Genomic DNA, 17,625 nt, shown 5'->3' on the forward strand with positions numbered 1-17,625 from the left:
AGGATCGGCTGGCCGGCGCTCTGCGCCGCCTTGAAGGCCGCGTCCGTATAGGGGGTGGTCTCGACGGCCGAGGCCGTCCCGAGCCCGCTGGCAATGAAAGCCGCAGCCACCGCTGCAGTGGCAAAGAACCTGCGCGAAATCATCATGATGAACCCCGATCCCTGCGTTGCGACAGGCAGCCGATGGCAAGTGCAGCCAAGCCGCCGCAACTCGTTACGGGCGGGGCCGCGGCCACGTTACGCGCCGACGCAGGAAATTTTCCGTGAAGACCGGTCCTAGCGAACCACGCCTGACGTGAACCCGGCGCGGCGGCGGGGCGGCTTGATCTCCTTCTTCAGGAAGCAGTGCGCCTCCTTGCCGGCATAGCCGGGCCGCGCAAACGTCCAGGCGCGGCATTTGTTGTCGCCCGTGCAAGCGGCCTTGCAGATCTCCTCGGCATCGGCGGCCTTCTCGTCCTTCTTGTCCGGCGCCTTGGTGTCGCCAGCCTTGTCGGCGGCCTTTTCAGCAGGCTTCTCGATCTTGTCGTTGGCCTTGAGATCGGTGGTCTTGATGTCGAAGCTGCGATAGTCGCCGCCCGGGCGATCGATCGAGGTTTCGACGGCGTCGTTGCGGATCTCGACCACGCCCGCGCCGCGTACGCCGGAGACGCAGCAATTGTCGGGAACCCGGGCCGGCACGGTGTTCTTCAGCCAGCACACGGCCCCGGCTTCCATGACCGTCGGATAGTTGAAGCTCCACGCGCGGCAGCGCCGGTCGTGCTCACACAGCAGGGCACAATCGGCCGGGTCGCCCGACTCGATCGGCGCGCTCATGTAGTCGCCGCCGGGGCGGTCGGAATAGGTCTGGGCCGACGCGGACGTTAGGCAGGCAGCGGCAATCAGGCCCACGCCGACGCGCAGCCATGCCCCGATCAGGCGCCCCGCGCGCCGCCGCTGAACCATTGGACCCATTGTTAACGTTCGCGTTTTTCTGGCGTGTTCTTGGACCGTCATTTGATGGCCACGAACCTGTATGGCCGATGAACAGATCCCACAGACCGGAAGGGCCGGAGCCAAGACAACGGACAGGACCGTCAAAACGGACGCGAGACACATCACGAAACAAATAGCGATCAACGCCATGCTGACGGCGCGGCGACTCCGGCGCGACGCCCGCGATCAACCGGGCAACGCGCGTTGGTGGAGATGCCTAGCTCAGTCGCGGACGATCAGAACGCGTATTCATCGTAGGCCGGCTCGACCGAACCGTGCCAGGGACCGTTGAACTTCTCCAGCATCTCGTCGGCCGGCGAGCGGCCGCAATCGATGATCTGGTCGAGCGGCTCGAGGTAGCGGCTCTCGTCGCGGCCGAGATGATCGACGCGGTTGCGGCGGCGCAGGCCGTGATGCGCCAGCGTCAGGCAGTCCTTGGCGACCTCGAACACATAGCGATTGCGGATGCGCGCCTTGAAGCCGAGTCGCGGAACGTCATCGCGCAGATTCTGGCGCTCGAACGCGGTCCAGTCCTTGACCAGGTCCCAGGCGGCGTCGAGGCTGGTGTCGTCATAGAGCAGCCCGACCCAGAACGCGGGCAGCGCCGGCAGCCGGCCCCAGGGCACGCCGTCGGCGCCGCGCATTTCCAGATAGCGCTTGAGCCGCACCTCGGGGAATGCCGTCGAGAGATGATTGGCCCAGTCCGACAGGGTCGGACGCTCGCCGGGCATGGCCGGGTTCTTGCCCTCGAAGAAATCGCGGAACGATGTGCCGGAAACGTCGATGTAGTCTTCCTCGCGCTTGACGAAATACATCGGCACATCGAGCGCATAGTCGACCCAGCGCTCGAAGCCCATGCCGTCCTCGAACGCCCAGGGGATCATGCCTGCGCGCTGATTGTCGGTGTCGCGCCAGATCTCGGAGCGGAACGAGAGATAGCCGTTCGGCTTGCCTTCCGTGAACGGCGAATTGGCGAACAGGGCGGTGGCGATCGGCTGCAGCGCGACGGACACGCGCAGCTTCTTGATCATGTCGGCTTCCGAGGAGAAGTCGAGATTGGTCTGCACCGTGCAGGTCCGGAACATCATGTCGAGGCCGTAGCGGCCGACCTTCGGCATGTAGCCCCGCATGATCTTGTAGCGGCCCTTCGGCATCACCGGGATTTCGTCGCGCGACCAGGACGGCGTCATGCCCAAGCCGAGGAAGCCGATGCCGAGCGGGGTCGCGACCTCGCGAACCTGCGCCAGGTGCGCCATCAGCTCGCTCTGCGTCTGATGGACGGTCTCGACCGGGGCGCCGGACAGTTCGAACTGGCCGCCCGGCTCCAGCGAGATGGCGCCGCCGCCGGTGACGTCATAAAGCCCGATGATGTTGCCGCGCTCCATGATCGGCTCCCAGCCGAGCAGGAGCTTCATGCCTTCGAGCAGTGCGCCGATGCCGCGCGCGCCCTCGTACGGCACCGGCCGGTGCCCCTCGAGCGTGAACGGCGTCTTCTCGTGTTCGGTGCCGATGCGGAACGCCGAGGGCGGCTTCACGCCGGCCTCCAGCCACGCCACGAGCTCGTCGCGCGACTGCAGCGGGGTCATATCGATCTGGTCACGCGCCATGGGAGTCTCGGGAAAAGGGCGCGTCGAGGATCGCGCAGGGTGACAGGAACGGCCGCGGCCCCGAGGGGACCGCGGATGTGAATGACATCGGGAAGCTCATCGGGGCGACGCGCCTTCTGCGGCAGAGAGTTGCGCGGCCTGGCCGCAGGAGCAGCCGAGCCGGTCGAGCAGCGTACACAGCTTGGCGGCGTCGGCATCCGACAGCTTCGAGCCGACATGCTTCTCGATCGCAGCCGAATAGGCCGACCACATCCGCTTCTGCAGCTCGCGGCCGGCCTCGGTGATCTCCACGAACTGGCCGCGCTTGTCCATCTTGCATTCGCGCCTGATCACCAGACCTTCGTCGACCAGACGGTCGATCAGGCGCGAGGTGGAGTATTGCGGGATCAGCATCTGCCGCTCGAGCTCGACCGGGCGCAGCTCGCCCGAGGGCGCCCGGGACAGCTCCAGCAGAGCATCATACCATGCGAGCGGCGGGAAACCGGCCTTCTTCAGCTCCTGCTCGACGCAGTCCAGCACCCGGCTCTGGACCCGCATCAGGCGGATCCAGGCGGCGGTCGCCTCGGTCGATGGTTTGCGTTTCATGGGCCGGCTCGTATCCTCAGGATCCTCGTTCTAGCGCATTCGATGCAGCTGCATCAATCTTGACGATTCCATGCAATTGCATGTAAGGGCGGGATGTGTTGCCCAAGTCGGTTCCAAAACGACGGTCTCAAGGAGGGAATACAGGATGAAGCTTTATTATTCACCCGGCGCCTGCTCGCTGTCGCCCCATATCGCCCTGCTCGAAGCCGGCCTGCCCTATGATCTGGTCAAGGTCGACCTGCGCGCCAAGACCCTCGAGAATGGCGACGACTACCTCAAGGTCAATCCGAAGGGCCAGGTGCCGGCCCTGGGGCTGCCGAGCGGCGAGATCGTGACCGAGGGTCCGGTCATCGTCCAGATGATCGCCGACCAGGCCGCCGACAAGAAGCTCGCCCCGGCGCGCGACAGCGGCGACCGCTACAAGCTCCTGGAGTGGCTGAACTTCATCACGTCCGAGCTGCACAAGAATTTCGGCCCGATGTTCTCGCCGGCGCTGGCCGACGACGCCAAGGCGTTCTTCAAGGACCGCGTGATGGGCAAGTTCAAGTACATCGACAGCCAGCTCGCCGGCCGGGACTATCTGATGGGCAAGGAGTTCACCGTCGCCGACGGCTACCTGTTCACGGTGCTGACCTGGGCGGACCGGATGAAGTTCGATCTGTCGGGCATGCCGAATCTGGTGGCCTACAAGAACCGCGTCGCGGCCCGCCCGAAGGTGCAGGAGGCGCTGACCAAGGAAGGGCTGATGAAGGCGGGATGAGCGGCTACCCGCTGATCCTCGGAATGTGAGGTTCGCAGCCTCAACACAACAGGTGTCATCCCGGCGAACGCCGGGATCCATAACCACAGGGAGCAGTTGTGACGCGAGATGCTGGTGACCTCTAGCGTCGCGCCAAACATCTGCTGCGGCGTATGGGTCCCGGATCGGCGCTCCGCAACGCTGGCGCGTTGCCGAGCTTGTCCGGGACGACAGTGAATTAAGCCGCGGCCTTCTTCGGCGGGAAGCGGCCGTAGAAGGTTTCGCCCTTGGCGGCCATCTCCTCCAAGAGCTTCGGCGGGGCGAAGCGGGAGCCGTACTTTGCCGTGTACTTGTGGCACAGCTCGACGAAGGTCTTCGTCCCCATGAAGTCGATGTAGGACAGCGTGCCGCCGGTGAACGGGGCGAAGCCGAAGCCGAGGATCGAGCCGACATCGGCCTCGCGCACATCGGTGATGACGTGGTCCTCGACGGTGCGCGCGGCTTCCACCGCCTGCACCACCAGGAAGCGCTGCTTCAGCTCCTCGACATCGAGCGTATCGGGGTCGAGGTGCTTCGGCTGCAGCTTCGCCAGATCCGGCCACAGGCTCTTCTGACCCTTGCCCTTCTCGGGATAGTCATAAAAACCCTTGCCGTTCTTGCGGCCGAAGCGGCCCTGCTTCTCGACCAGCTCGACCATCAGCTTCTTGTGGTCCTGGTTGATGGCGTTGGGGCCGAGATCGTGCTCGGTCGCCTTCATGATCTTGAGACCGAGGTCGAGCGCGACCTCGTCCGACAGCGACAGCGGGCCGACCGGCATGCCGGCCATCTTGGCGGCATTCTCGATCAGCGCCGGCGGCACGCCTTCGAGGAACATCTCGTTGCCCTCGGCGATGTAGCGCATCACGCAGCGATTGGCGAAGAAGCCGCGGGAATCGTTGACCACGATCGGCGTCTTGCCGATGGTCCGGACATAGTCCAGCGCGGTCGCCAGCGCGAGGTCCCCGGTGTTCTTGCCCATGATGATCTCGACCAGCATCATCTTCTCGACCGGCGAGAAGAAGTGGATGCCGATGAAGCGGCCCTGGTCCTTGAACTCCTCGGCCAGCGAGGTGATCGGCAGGGTCGAGGTGTTCGAGGCGAAGATCGCGCCATCCTTCAGATAGGCCTGCGCCTTGGCGTAGGTCTCGGCCTTGACCTTGCGGTCCTCGAACACCGCCTCGATGACGAGGTCGCAATCCTTCAAGGCGGCATAGTCGGCGGTCGCGGTGATGCGGCCCATGATCGCCTCGGCCTCGCCCGGCTTGGCGCGGCCCTTCTTCACGAGACCGTCGATCACGCTCTGCGCATGGGCGCGGCCCTTGTCGGCGCTCTCCTGGTCGCGGTCGATCAGCACGACCTCAAGGCCGCCGCGCGCGGACACATAGCCGACGCTGGCGCCCATGAAGCCGGCGCCGATCACGGCGATCTTCTTGATCTTGGTGGCCGGCACGTCGGCCGGGCGGCGCGCACCCTTGTTCAGCTCCTGCATCGACAGGAACAGGCTGCGGATCATCGCCGCCGCTTCCTTCGAGCGCAGGATCTTGGTGAAGTAGCGCGATTCGACGCGCAGCGCGGCGTCGATCGGCAACTGCAGGCCTTCATACACGCAGCTCATGATGGCGCGCGCGGCCGGATAGTTGTCGTAGGTCTCGCGGCGATAGATGGCGTTGCCCGCCGGGAACATCATCATGCCGTTCTTGGAGAACACCGGGCCGCCGGGCAGCTTGAAGCCCTTCTCGTCCCACGGCTGCACGGCCTTGCCGCCGCCCTTGATCCAGTCCTTGGCGGCCTTGATGAGATCCGCCGCCGGCACGATCGCGTCGACCAGCTTCAGCGCCTTGGCCTTGTCGAGCGTCAGCGCCTCGCCCTTCAAGAGCAGGTTCATCGCATCCTGCGGCTGCACGATGCGCGGCACGCGCTGGGTGCCGCCGGCGCCGGGGAACAGGCCGACCTTGATCTCGGGCAGGCCGAGCCGGGTCTTCGGGTTCTCGGCCGCGACGCGGTAATGGCAGGAGAGCGTGATCTCGAAGCCTCCGCCGAGCGCCAGACCGTTGATCGCGGCGACCCAAGGCTTGCCCGACGTCTCCATCGCCCGGTTGATCAGCGAGAAGCGGCGGCTGGTGTCGAACAGCATCTGGTTGGCGGCTTCCTCGCCCTTGCTCTTCAGCATATCCGCATAGATGCGGTTCATGCCCTCGAGCATGGACAGATCGGCGCCGGCGCAAAATGCCTCCTTGGCCGAGGTGATGACGACACCCTTGATGGCGGCGTCGGCGGTCGTCTCCTTGACGAGGGCCTCGAGCTCGTTGGTCGAGGTCTCGTCGAGCACGTTCATCGAACGGCCCGGAATGTCCCAGGTGATCAGCGCAATGCCGTCGGCATCGGTTTCCAGTTTGAAGTTCTTGTAAGCCATATGATGCTCCCTCGTGCCAGCAGCCGGTCCGGCGCGGCGTTGTCCGTAATCGTAGGGTGGGCAAAGGCGCCGTTGCGCCGTGCCCACCGACGGTGTCGATGACGAAAGACGGTGGGCACGCTTCGCTTTGCCCACCCTACGTTTCTGCCGTCATTCCGGGGCAAGGCCGCAGGCCTTGAACCCGGAATCTCGACATTGGCTTGCTCATTTCCTCATCTCGAGATTCCGGGTTCGATGCTTCTCATCGCCCCGGAATGACGGGCGCCAATCACACCCGCTCGATGATGGTCGCGGTGCCCATGCCGCCGCCGATGCACAGCGTGACGAGCGCGGTCGCCTTGCCGGTGCGCTCGAGCTCGTCGAGCACGGTGCCGAGGATCATCGCGCCGGTGGCGCCGAGCGGATGACCCAGCGCGATGGCGCCGCCATTGACGTTGATCTTGTCCTTGTCGATCTCGAACGCCTGCATGTAGCGCAGCACGACCGAGGCGAACGCCTCGTTGAGCTCGAACAGGTCGATGTCCGACTTCTTCATGCCGGAGCGCGCGAACAGTTTTTCGGTGACGTCGACCGGGCCGGTCAGCATCATCGCCGGCTCCGAGCCGATATTGGCGAAGGCGCGGATCTTGGCCCGCGGCTTCAGGCCATGCTTCTCACCGGCTTCCTTGCTGCCGAGCAGCACCGCGCCGGCGCCGTCGACGATCCCCGAGGAGTTGCCGGCGTGATGCACGTAGTTGACGCGCTCGAGCTCCGGATGCGACTGGATCGCCACCGCGTCGAAGCCACCCATCTGCGCCATCGCCGCGAACGACGGCTGCAGCTGCGCCAGCGACTGCATCGTCGTCGACGGGCGCATGTGCTCGTCCTTGGCGAGGATGGTCAGGCCGTTGACGTCCTTGACCGGCACCACCGACTTGTTGAAGCGCCCCTCTTCCCAGGACTTGGCCGCGCGCTGCTGGCTCTGCACCGCATAGGCGTCGACGTCGTCGCGCGAGAAGCCGTATTTGGTGGCGATCAGGTCGGCCGAGATGCCCTGCGGCATGAAGTAGGACGGCACGGCCATCGACGGGTCCATCGGCCAGGCGCCACCGGAGGCGCCGATGCCGACGCGGCTCATCGATTCCGCGCCGCCGCCGATGACGAGCTCATGCTGGCCGCTCATGATCTGCGCGGCAGCGAAGTTCACGGCATCGAGGCCGGATGCGCAGAAGCGGCTGATCTGCACGCCCGGCACGGCCTCGCCGAGGCCGGCGTTGAGCGCGGCGAAGCGCGCGATGTCCGAGCCGGCCTCGCCGACCGGATCGACGACGCCGAGCACGACGTCATCGACGGAGTCTTCCGGCAGGTTGTTGCGGTCCTTGAGCGCCTTCAGCGGCACGGTGGCGAGCGCGAGCGCGGTCACCTCGTGCAGGGCGCCGTCGGACTTGCCGCGGCCGCGGGGAGTACGCACGTGGTCGTAGATAAAGGCCTCAGGCATCACGCCCTCCTCATCTGGTCCAATTTGTCGTTGTCAGCACAGGACGAAGGCCGGCACGTGGTATGCACCGGCCTTCGCTCCGAAATCAGAAGGCTTCCGCCGGCAGTTCCATCACGGTCGCGCAGCCGGCCTGCAGGCGGGCGAGATGCGCCGCCGTCTCGGGCAGCACGCGCTCCATGAAGAAGCGGCCCGTCACCAGCTTGGTGGTGAGATAGGTCGAGCTGTCGCCGGCCGCGATCTTGTCCTGCGCGACCTTGGCCATCTTCGCCCACATGTAGCCGAAGGTGACCAGCGCGAAGAGATGCATGTAGTCGGTCGCGGCGGCGCCGGCATTGTCCGGCTTGGTCATCGCGTTCTGCATCAGCCAGGTCGTGGCCTGCTGCAGATGGCCGAGCGCCGTCGACAACGGCGTGATGAACGGCTTCATCGCGTCACTGCCGCCGTGCTCCTTGGCGAACGAGCCGACCTCGGCGAAGAACGCCATGACGGCGCGGCCGCCGTCGCGCGGCAGCTTGCGGCCGACGAGATCCAGCGCCTGGATGCCGTTGGCGCCTTCATAAATCATCGCAATACGGGCATCGCGCACGAACTGCTCCATGCCCCACTCGGCGATGTAGCCGTGGCCGCCATACATCTGCTGCGCCTGGACGGCATTGGCGAAGCCCATGTCGGTCATGTAGCCCTTCATCACCGGGGTCATCAGGCCCATGTGGTCGTCGGCTGCTTGCCGGTCCTTCGGGTCCTGCGAGCGGTGCGCGACGTCGCTCTTCAGCGAGGTCCACACCACCATCGCGCGCGCGGCCTCGTTGAAGGCGCGGATCGACAACAGGGTGCGGCGCACGTCGGGATGCACGATGATCGGATCGGCGGCCTTGTCCGGCGCCTTGGGGCCGGTCAGCGAGCGGCCCTGGATGCGCTCGCGCGCATAGGCGACAGCGTTCTGATAGGCGACCTCGGACTGCGCGAGGCCCTGCACAGCGACACCGAGCCGGGCCTCGTTCATCATCACGAACATGCCCTGCATGCCCTTGTTCTCTTCGCCGATCAGCCAGCCGGTGGCGTTGTCGTAGTTCATCACACAGGTCGAGTTGCCGTGGATGCCCATCTTGTGCTCGATCGAGCCGCACATGACGCCGTTGCGGGCGCCGAGCGAGCCGTCGGCGTTGACCATGAACTTCGGCACCACGAACAGCGAGATGCCCTTGATGCCGGCCGGCGCGCCCTCGATGCGGGCGAGCACGAGGTGGATGATGTTGTCGGCCAGATCATGCTCGCCGGCCGAGATGAAGATCTTGGTGCCGGAGATCTTGAAGCTGCCGTCGGCCTGGCGCACCGCCTTGGTGCGCAAGAGCCCGAGATCGGTGCCGCAATGCGGCTCGGTCAGGTTCATGGTGCCGGTCCACTCGCCGGCCACCATCTTCGGCACGTAGGTCTTCTTCTGCTCCTCGCTGCCATGCACGATCAGCGCGGCGGTCGCGCCCATGGTGAGGCCGCCATACATCGAGAACGCCATGTTGGCGGAGCACTGAAACTCGTTGACGGTCTGGCTGAGCGTCACCGGCAGGCCCTGGCCGCCATATTCGGTCGGCGCCGACAGGCCAAGCCAGCCGCCCTCCTTGATCTGCTTGTAGGCTTCTTTGAAGCCCTTCGGCGTCGTCACGCTGCCGTCGTCATGGCGCTTGCAGCCTTCGAGATCGCCGACGCGGTTCAGCGGATGCAGCACCTCTTCGGCGAGCTTGGCGGCTTCGCCGAGGATCGCCTCGCGGACATCGGCCGAGGCATCGGAGAAGCCCGGAAGATTGTCGTAGCGGTCGATCTGGAACACGTCGTTGAGCAGGAAGGTCACATCTTCCACGGGGGCTTTGTAGATCGGCATCGGCGTCTCCGGCAGGAAGGCTGAAGGTTCAGACGGAATTTGCGGACGCGGCAGGCAATGCAGGCCGCGGACTGTAGCGATTTCGTGCGACTTGCGGCAGCCGTTGTTTTGCGGCTGTCGGCGGCGTCACGAGGGTTTGCTCATGGCGGCCAGCTGCTCGCCCATCAGGCGGTGCAGCAGGTTGATCGCCTTGAGCGGACGCACCATCACCTTGAAGTGAGTGATCAGGCCGGCCTCGTCGAAGGTGATGATGTCGACGCCGTTGAGCTTGATGCCTTCGATCTCGTTCTCGAATTCGAGCACGGCGCCCGTGGCGTTACGCCACTCCCCGACATACTTGAAACCGGGACCGCCCAGGACTTTCTCAGCACTCGCGAGATATTTGAAGGTGATGTCGCGGCCGCGCTGCGGCGTATGCACGACGGGACTTTCGAACACGGCGTCGGGATGCAGCAGCTCCCGCAAAGCGCCGAGATCGTGAGACCTCATATAGCCGTACCATGCATCGAGGCCGGTCATTGTCATTGGGCGTCTCCTCGGGGCGGAACAGGCCAGCACCACAACCACCCCATATGCACATTGACGCATATGCGCCAATGTGCATAATGTCAAGCGTGGAGCGGGGCAGATCAGACTCAGAAAAACGGGAGCAGTGTCCGGCCATGGCCCTCGGCGACGCCATCCTCGCCTGCCTCACTGAACATCCGATGACGGGCTACGAGCTCGCCAAGACGTTCGACTCCTCGATCGGCTTCTTCTGGAAGACGGACCATCAGCAGATCTACCGCGAGCTCTCGCGCCTGCGCGACCGCGGCTACATCCAGGGCCGCGAGGTGGTGCAGACCGGCAAGCCAAACAAGCTCGTCTACACGCTCACGCCGGAGGGCCGGGCCGCCTTCCGCAGCTGGGCGGCACGGCCGAGCACGCCGGCGTCCACCAAGGACGACCTTCTCGTCCGGCTCTACGCGCTGGGGGCCGCCGACATCGCGCCGATCCGGGCCGACCTGATGGCGCGGCTGGAGCATCATCGCGACCGCGCCGAGCGCTACGACCGCATTCTCAAGAAGCATTACGCTGACGGCAGCGTCGCACCGGCCGACATGGGCAAGCTGCTCAATCTGCGGCTTGGCCTGCGCCATGAGCGCATGGTCGCCGAATGGTGCGAGGAGGCGATCACCGCGTTGTCGGCGCTTTCCTCCACCGGCAGCGTAAGGCCAATGGACGCGTCCTCGCGTGAAAACGCCGGCTGAGGCGCTTCGTTCGCTACGCGCAAAACTTCTGACCGCGCCGGCGGTAAACTTAACCCGTTATTTACCGTAAAAGTCAAAAGTCGGGACCTGGAGCAGACGATCTGCGCGGTTCCGTCCATGTTCAGGTCCGGGACGCGTGGGGAGGCTGGAGGCGCTTGGTGGAGCGCTGGAAGCGGAACCGGACGAGACATGAATTCGCGCGTACCGTGGAGTAATGAAGGCATCGACCCGTCCGTCCGCGAGAGGGCCGAGGCCGCGGCGCAGCGCGCCGGCATGACGCTGAACGACTGGATCAATTCCACGCTCGGCGCGTCCGCGCCGCCGGATTTCCGCGGCAGCGCTCCGCCGCCGCGCAGCACGCCGCCGGTGCATCGCGACGCCCGCGAGGTCGCCGACATCCATCAGCGGCTCGATTCCATCGCCCGCCAGATCGAGCACATGTCGCGTCCCGGTGCACGCAAGGACGCGCCGCGCGACGAGCAGGGCGTGGCGCGCCAGCTCAACGACGCCATCTCGCGGCTCGACGCCCGCCTGTCACAGATTTCCACGCCGCTGCGCAAGGCCGCGCCCGAGGAACGCTATCGCGGTCCCGACGGCGTCGAGCGCGCCGCCGCGCAGCTCTATCGTCCGGCGCAGCCGCTCAGCGCCGGCTCGTTCGACGTGGCCGTCGCCGAGATCAGCGCCCGGCAGAGCGAGCTCGACAACGCCCGGCCGCTGCCGCCGCATCAGGCGCCGCCGACCGCGCCCGCGATGGCCCACGCCGCGGCGCCGTTGATGACACCGCCCCCGGCGCATCCGCCCGGGCCGGACTTTTCGCAGCTCGAACGGCACCTCCTCAAGATCACCAGCCAGATCGAGGCACTGCATCGTCCCGACGACGGCCTCGAACAGTCGATCGCCGGCTTCCGCACCGAGCTCGCCGAGATCCGCCTCACCATCACCGAGGCGATGCCGCGGCGTGCGATCGAGTCGCTCGAGAACGAGATCCACTCGCTGTCGCGCCGCATCGACGAGAACCGCCAGAGCGGCGTCGATGGCCAGGCGCTCGCCGGCATCGAACGCGCGCTCACCGACATCCGCGAGGTCGTCGGCTCGCTGAAGCCGGCCGAGCAGCTCGCCGTCTACGACGAGGCGATCCGCAATCTCGGCGCCAAGCTGGACCTGATCCTGCGCGCCAATGACGACCCCGGCACGGTCCAGCAATTGGAAAGCGCCATCACGGCGCTGCGCGCGATCGTGTCCAACGTCGCCTCCAACGATGCCTTGGTGCGGCTGTCGGACGATCTGCGCCAGCTGTCGTCGAAGGTCGACCAGGTCACGCAGGTTCGTGACACGCACGACTCCTTCCACGATTCCTTCGCCGCGCTCGAGCAGCGCATCGCGGCGCTGACCTCGACGCTGGAAAGCCGCGAGCCGCCGGCTCCCGCGCCCGACAACACCGCCCAGATCGAGGACGCGCTGCGCGGCCTGTCCGACCGCATCGACCGCCTCCAGGTCGGCAATGACGGGTCGTCCGCCATCGCTCATCTCGAGCAGCGCATCAGCTACCTGTTGGAGCGGCTGGAAGCCTCCAATGATCCGCGCAGCGGCAACATGTCCCGGGTCGAGGACGGCCTGCAGGACATCCTGCGTTATCTCGAGCGCCAGCAGGCGACATTCGCCGCGCTATCGGAGAGCCGGTCGCAGCGCGAGGCGTCGCATGACGCGGGCCTCGTCGACATGGTCAAGCGCGAGCTGTCCGACATCCGCTTCAGCCAGACCGAGACCGACCGCAACACCCAGGACTCGCTGGAAGCGGTTCACAATACGCTCGGACATGTCGTCGACCGCCTCGCGATGATCGAAGGCGATCTGCGCAACGTGCGCGCGACGACCAGCCAGCCCGCCGTCCTGCCGCCGCTGGCGACGCCGGTCGAGCCGCCGATGCCGGCCGCACGCGCGCCCGCACCGCAGGCCTATGCCGAGCCGGTCAGGACCGAGCCCGCTTACCGGCCGGAGCTGCCCAACCCCGCAGCCATGCAGCCGGCCGCCCCCGCGGCCAGCCCGGCGACGCACCCCTCGGCCTTTGCCGCAGCCCCGCGCGACTTCCACGCCGCCACCGCTCCGGCCGCGGCGGTCCCCTCCGCGCCGCCGCCGATTCCGCCGATCCCGCCGAAGGCGATCGCCGAGATCCTGGAGCCGCACGCCGCCCAGGCGCGCCCCGCGGCCATCGTTCCCGAGCTGCCGCCCGATCATCCGCTCGAGCCGGGCACGCGCCCGCCGGGCCGGACTGCATCTCCCGCCGAACGCATCGCAGCTTCGGAGGAGGCGCTGAGCGAGCTTCCGGCCGGCAAGCGCGAGCCCGTCTCGACGTCGAGCTTCATCGCCGCCGCCCGGCGCGCGGCGCAGGCCGCCGCGGCCGCCCAGCCGGTCGATGCCAAGAAGGCGAAGAAGGACAAGCCGAAGGAGAAGGCGAAGGAGCCGCCGAAGGAGGCCCCCAAGGAGCCGCCCAAGGCGAAGGCCAAGGAGAAGCCGACTGTTGCGCTCACCGCGGAGGGCGATGAGGAGGTCTCGACCATCGGCTCGAAGATCCGTTCGCTGCTGGTCGGTGCCAGCGTCGTCGTGATCGTGCTCGGCACCTTCAAGTTCGCGATGTCGCTGCTCGACACCGGCAGCACGCCGCCACCCGTCAGCTCGATGGAAAGCCAAAGCGAGCCCCCGCGCGCGCAGATGCCATCGGCCTCGCCGAGCACGTCGCCCCGTCCGGCGACGCCGGACCAGAGCGGACCCTCGCTGACCTCGCCCACCCCGCTCGATCGTCAGTCCTACAACAGGGCGATGCCGAGCGAGGCGGAGACGATCGCCATGCTCGCGATCCCGCAGGACACGGAGCGGCAGGCCGCCGCAGCCGGCGGGGATATCACCGGCACGATCCCGACGGCGGCCAACGGCCAGCGGCTCGGGCTGGTCCAGGTGCCCGCCTCCGAGAAGCTGCCCGACGCCATCGGCGGGCCGGCGTTGCGCAACGCGGCCCTCAAGGGCGACCCGACCGCGGCCTACGAGGTCGGCGTTCGTCTCGCCGAAGGCAAGGGCGTCGCGCCGAACTACGAGGAAGCCGCGAAATGGTATGACCGCGCGGCCCAGGCCGGGCTGATCCCGGCCGTGTTCCGGCTCGGCACCTTCTACGAGAAGGGCCTCGGCGTGAAGAAGGACGCCGACATCGCGCGCCGCTATTATGTCGTCGCCGCCGAGCGCGGCAACGCCAAGGCGATGCATAATCTCGCCGTGCTCGACGCCGACGGCGGCGGCAAGGGCGCGAACTACAAGAGCGCGTCGCAATGGTTCCGCAAGGCCGCCGAGCGCGGCGTCGCCGACAGCCAGTTCAACCTCGGCATCCTCTATGCCCGCGGCATCGGCGTCGAGCAGAACCTCGCCGAGTCCTACAAGTGGTTCACCTTGGCCGCAGCACAGGGCGATGCCGACGCCGGACGCAAGCGTGACGACGTCGCCAAGCGGCTCGATGCGCAGTCGCTGGCCGCGGCCAAGCTCGCGATCCAGACCTTCACGGTCGAGCCGCAGCCGGATGACGCCATCAACGTGCCGGCCCCCGCCGGCGGCTGGGACGGCAACCAGGCGATCGCCAAGGCCGCCGCGGCGAAGGCCGCTCTGGCCAAACGAGCGGCGGCGACAGCTCCGCGCTGATCCCGACCACGACCTCGTCGCAACAAAGGCTCATCAGCCGATGTGCGGCAACAGCACCTGCCAATCTGTTCTCCGTCATGCCCGGGCTTGTCCCGGGCATCCACGTCGTTCCGAGTGCGCTGAACAACGTGGATGCCCGGGACACGCCCGGCCATGACGGCGTGGAGACAGACGGGCCGAACGCCGCGACATCTTCACGACGGCTCTCGGTTGCGAGCACTTGCGCGCCATAGTCTCCTGCCTCAATAGGAGCAGGCGATCGGCGGGCGGCGCGCACCGGCCTGTCGCGTGACGGGGGTGCGGGGACGTGACCGATCGAGGCCAAGAGAAGGGCGGGAACGGCGGGAATGGCGGGGCCTTCCGCCAATCGCCCACCGGCCCCCGCATCGCGCCGCGACCAAAGCCCGATTTCAGCGCTGCACCTGCCGCTCCCGTGCGGCATGTCACCGACGGCTTTCCGACCGATTTCCGCTGGCGCCGGCTGGCCTCGGTGATCTTCATCGTTGCAATCCTGGCGAGTGCCGGCATCCGCGCCTATCGCGACCTGTCGCGTCCGGATGCCTGGTCGTTCTGGAAGGATCAGTACGTCTCGCCGAGCCTGTCCTCGACCCTGGCGACCAATGCCGCGATCGACGGGCTCGGCGCGGATCGGACGGTGCTGGCGGTGAGCGGCCAGATCGGTCCTGCCGCCGCCGTCTGGCTGCGTGACCGAATCGAAGAGGCCCGCCTGAAGCCAGGCGACGTGGTTCTGTTGTCCTCGCCCGGCGGCAATCTCGAGCAGGGCGTCCTGATGGGCGAGATCATCCGTGCCCGCGGCCTCGCCACCGCCGTCGGCGTGGTCGACGCCGGCGGCCGCGTCCGTCCCGGCTTCTGCGCCAGCGCTTGCGTGTTCACTTTCGCGGGCGGGCAGACCCGCTACGGCTTCGACGGCTCGGCACTCGGCGTCCACCGCTTCACCTCCAGGGCCGAGGGCGAGGACGCGGTGGCCGACACCCAGCGCGTCACCGGCGCGATCCTCGGCTACGTCACCCGCATGGGCGTCTCGTCGCAGGTCATCGAAGCCATGTCCGAGACCCGCAACATCCGTTGGCTGGAGCCCAGGGAGGCCGAGGCGATGAGGCTGGTCACGGCGCAGCTCAAGCCGCTCTGATCGGTCTGGCCGGCAGATCGCACCGCGCGGCGGGAATCTCCGATCCCTTCGGCCGCGGTTTTCGGTTATGCAGGAGCGAAGCACCTGCTTCGCATGCCGCGGGATGCTCGGGTTGAACGCGCGCAGGGCCACGCGGATGCAGATCTATCTCCCGATCGCCGACCTCCCGGTCAACATCTTCCTGCTGCTGGCGATGGGCGCGGCGGTCGGCTTCGTGTCCGGCATGTTCGGCATCGGCGGCGGCTTCCTGATGACGCCGCTCCTGATCTTCGTCGGCATCACGCCGGCGGTCGCGGTCGCCTCGGTCTCCAGTCATATCGCCGCCTCGTCGTTCTCCGGCGCGCTGTCGTATTGGCGACGGCGGGCGATCGATCCCGCGCTGGCCTCGGTGCTGATGATCGGCGGCGCGTTGGGCACCGCGCTCGGCGTCTCCACCTTCACCTTGCTGCGCTCGCTTGGCCAACTCGACCTGATGATCGCGCTGTCCTACGTCGCGCTGCTGTCGAGCGTCGGCGGCATCATGGTCTCGGAAGGGCTGCGCGCCATCATGCGGGCGCGCGGCGGCGCGGTCGCGACCGTGCGGCGCCCCGGCAGCCATGTCTGGGTCCACGGCCTGCCGCTGAAGATGCGCTTCAAGCGTTCCAAGATCTACGTCTCGGTGATCCCCGTCATCGGCATCGGCCTCCTCATCGGCTTTCTCGGCGCCGTGATGGGGATCGGCGGCGGCTTCATCCTGGTGCCGCTGCTGATCTACCTGCTGCGCGTGCCGACCTCGACTGTGATCGGAACCTCGATGGTGCTGACGCTCGCCACCATGATGATCGCGACCATGCTGCACGCGATGAGCAATCACCTGGTCGATGCCGTGCTGGCGCTGATCCTGATGATCGGCGGCGTCACGGGCGCGCAGTTCGGCGCCCGCGCCGGCCAGATGATCCGCGGCGAACAGCTGCGGCTGCTGCTCGGCCTCCTGATCCTCGCCGTCGGCATCCGCTTCGCGATCGAGCTGGTGATCCGGCCCGAGGACCTGTTCACGATCCGCGAAACCGAGCTGGGCCGATGACGATGGTTCGCTTGATTGCTCCCGTCTTGTGTGTGCTGATCGCCGGCGCGGCGCCGGCCTGCGCCGAGCGGCTGATCGTTTCGGTCTCCAACCACCGCGTCACGGTGACGCCGAACTATGCCGGCGAGGAGCTGGTGCTGTTCGGCTCGGTGGAGAAGGACGCGCAGACCCCGGCGACGCGCGCCTCCTATGATCTCGTCGTCACCGTGCGCGGACCGCGCGCCGACATGGTGACGCGGCGCAAGGAGCGCAAGTTCGGCATCTGGATCAACACCGATTCGCGCCAGTTCCTCAAAGTCCCCGGCTATCTCGCGCTGTTCGCCAACCGGCCGTTCGATGCGATGGCCGCGGCCGAGGTGCAGCGGCGGCAGCAGCTCGGCCTCAACAACGTGCTGCTCACCCAGCGCGTCGGACCGGATTATGCCGACGTGGTGCCGAACGACGTCTTTCGCAGCGCCTTCGTGCGGCTGCAGTCGCAGCACGGGCTGTATCGCGAGGATACGTCGGCGGTGACGTTCCTCACCCCCACCCTGTTCCGCACCGGCATTCCGCTGCCCGCGGCGGTGCCGATCGGCACCTATGAGGTCGAGATCAAGCTGCTCGCCGACGGCGCCTTCGTTACCAAGACCGAGACCGCCTTCGAGATCGTCAAGGTGGGCTTCGAGCAGTTCGTGGCGAGCTCGGCGCGCCAGAACGGGCTCGTCTATGGCCTCGTCACGACGGCGATGGCGCTGATGACGGGGTGGATGGCGTCGATCGTCTTCCGGCGCGACT

13 protein-coding genes are annotated in these 17,625 nt (G+C 66.9%); 6 read left to right on the plus strand and 7 right to left on the minus strand.

The annotated features are described in order from the left end of the window. Window positions 1-275: 275 nt before the first annotated feature. From BRAS3809_RS00895 to BRAS3809_RS00905, 3 genes are all read right to left on the minus strand, one after another. Entirely contained in the window at window positions 276-941 is a 666-nt protein-coding gene (locus BRAS3809_RS00895) for a PAN domain-containing protein (protein ID WP_008960216.1), read from the minus strand. A gap of 266 nt (window positions 942-1,207) precedes the next feature. Further along, window positions 1,208-2,578, minus strand: a complete 1,371-nt coding sequence (locus tag BRAS3809_RS00900) for a glutamate--cysteine ligase (RefSeq protein ID WP_008960217.1) — start codon at window positions 2,576-2,578, stop codon at window positions 1,208-1,210. A gap of 96 nt (window positions 2,579-2,674) precedes the next feature. Next, window positions 2,675-3,163 (minus strand): MarR family winged helix-turn-helix transcriptional regulator, encoded by a 489-nt coding sequence (locus tag BRAS3809_RS00905; protein ID WP_008960218.1) that lies wholly within the window; start codon window positions 3,161-3,163, stop codon window positions 2,675-2,677. Between the two features lie 145 nt (window positions 3,164-3,308). Here BRAS3809_RS00905 and gstA point away from each other — a divergent pair, with 145 nt between their 5' ends. Then, window positions 3,309-3,923, plus strand: a complete 615-nt coding sequence (gstA, locus tag BRAS3809_RS00910; RefSeq protein ID WP_008960219.1) for a glutathione transferase GstA — start codon at window positions 3,309-3,311, stop codon at window positions 3,921-3,923. Window positions 3,924-4,140: 217 nt separating this feature from the next. Here gstA and BRAS3809_RS00915 read toward each other — a convergent pair whose 3' ends face one another. From BRAS3809_RS00915 to BRAS3809_RS00930, 4 genes are all read right to left on the minus strand, one after another. Beyond that, complete coding sequence (locus BRAS3809_RS00915) at window positions 4,141-6,354, minus strand: 3-hydroxyacyl-CoA dehydrogenase NAD-binding domain-containing protein (protein ID WP_008960220.1); 2,214 nt, start codon at window positions 6,352-6,354, stop codon at window positions 4,141-4,143. A 268-nt stretch (window positions 6,355-6,622) separates the two neighbouring features. Continuing rightward, window positions 6,623-7,831 carry an acetyl-CoA C-acetyltransferase gene (locus BRAS3809_RS00920; protein WP_008960221.1) on the minus strand — a complete coding sequence of 403 codons (1,209 nt, stop codon included), beginning with the start codon at window positions 7,829-7,831 and terminating at the stop codon, window positions 6,623-6,625. Window positions 7,832-7,916: 85 nt separating this feature from the next. Continuing rightward, entirely contained in the window at window positions 7,917-9,707 is a 1,791-nt protein-coding gene (locus BRAS3809_RS00925; protein ID WP_008960222.1) for an acyl-CoA dehydrogenase C-terminal domain-containing protein, read from the minus strand. Between the two features lie 126 nt (window positions 9,708-9,833). Beyond that, window positions 9,834-10,232 carry a nuclear transport factor 2 family protein gene (locus BRAS3809_RS00930; protein WP_008960223.1) on the minus strand — a complete coding sequence of 133 codons (399 nt, stop codon included), beginning with the start codon at window positions 10,230-10,232 and terminating at the stop codon, window positions 9,834-9,836. Between the two features lie 137 nt (window positions 10,233-10,369). Here BRAS3809_RS00930 and BRAS3809_RS00935 point away from each other — a divergent pair, with 137 nt between their 5' ends. The 5 genes from BRAS3809_RS00935 to BRAS3809_RS00955 all read left to right on the plus strand — a co-directional run. Continuing rightward, window positions 10,370-10,957 (plus strand): PadR family transcriptional regulator, encoded by a 588-nt coding sequence (locus BRAS3809_RS00935; protein ID WP_008960224.1) that lies wholly within the window; start codon window positions 10,370-10,372, stop codon window positions 10,955-10,957. Between the two features lie 189 nt (window positions 10,958-11,146). Further along, window positions 11,147-14,638 (plus strand): SEL1-like repeat protein, encoded by a 3,492-nt coding sequence (locus BRAS3809_RS00940; RefSeq protein WP_008960225.1) that lies wholly within the window; start codon window positions 11,147-11,149, stop codon window positions 14,636-14,638. 307 nt (window positions 14,639-14,945) lie between these two features. Further along, complete coding sequence (locus BRAS3809_RS00945; protein WP_008960226.1) at window positions 14,946-15,788, plus strand: COG3904 family protein; 843 nt, start codon at window positions 14,946-14,948, stop codon at window positions 15,786-15,788. A 136-nt stretch (window positions 15,789-15,924) separates the two neighbouring features. Continuing rightward, entirely contained in the window at window positions 15,925-16,851 is a 927-nt protein-coding gene (locus BRAS3809_RS00950; protein WP_035654816.1) for a sulfite exporter TauE/SafE family protein, read from the plus strand. Between the two features lie 2 nt (window positions 16,852-16,853). Next, a partial coding sequence (locus tag BRAS3809_RS00955) for a TIGR02186 family protein (RefSeq protein ID WP_085963419.1) occupies window positions 16,854-17,625 on the plus strand: 772 nt, incomplete at its 3' end.

The sequence above is a fragment of the Bradyrhizobium sp. STM 3809 genome, from assembly GCF_000239795.1.
GTDB lineage: Bacteria > Pseudomonadota > Alphaproteobacteria > Rhizobiales > Xanthobacteraceae > Bradyrhizobium.